Origin of the sequence: Mycobacterium colombiense, from assembly GCF_001665835.1 — a bacterium.
In the GTDB taxonomy this organism is placed as follows: Bacteria; Actinomycetota; Actinomycetes; order Mycobacteriales; family Mycobacteriaceae; genus Mycobacterium; species Mycobacterium colombiense_A.
On record NZ_LZSX01000104.1, the window covers coordinates 1 to 583 of the forward strand.

Annotated in this window: 1 protein-coding gene and 1 pseudogene; both read left to right on the forward strand. The window is 64.0% G+C overall.

What is annotated here, in order from left to right:
• Window positions 1–14 precede the first annotated feature (14 nt).
• A pseudogene (locus A5760_RS25055) lies at window positions 15–356 on the forward strand (hypothetical protein); the annotation flags it as partial.
• A 90-nt stretch (window positions 357–446) separates the two neighbouring features.
• Window positions 447–583, forward strand: a 137-nt coding sequence (locus A5760_RS26870) for an FAD-dependent oxidoreductase (protein ID WP_155764473.1), incomplete at its 3' end; no start/stop codon positions are given.

Below are 583 nucleotides of genomic sequence, written 5' to 3' on the forward strand. Positions count from 1 at the left end.
GATGTGTATAAGAACCCGCCCCGGACACCCCCGGCGATGTCGAGCACATCACGGTGTCGACGCCTCCCATGGAGATCCCGCTTTCGCGGAACGAAATACTCAGCCTGCTCGACCGCCGCCCCGACTACGGCACACTCAACGACCCGGCGCGGCGCGCCTCCTGCCTCACCGGTCTCGGCTATCCCGCGTCCACCCAGGTCCTGGGGGCGCGCCCGGTCGAGATCAACGCCCGCCCCGGAATCGTTCTGGTGATACCCGGCGACAGCCCGCACATCCTGGCCGTGTTCGCGGTATCGCCGAACTGCAGCGCAGCCGATACCGGACTACTGGCCAATACCCAGGTCCCCCGGCCCTAATGTGGTCCCATGGCTACGCCACACCCGGGAACAGCCGTATCTACGCTGGCGTTTACACAAATCCAGAGACGAATCGCTTGAAAGGTTTTCATGACCGCCGACACAGTGCATGACGTGATCGTTATTGGTTCGGGTCCTGCTGGGTATACCGCGGCGTTGTATGCGGCGCGGGCGCAGTTGGCGCCGGTGGTGTTTGAGGGGACGTCGTTTGGTGGGGCGTTGATGAC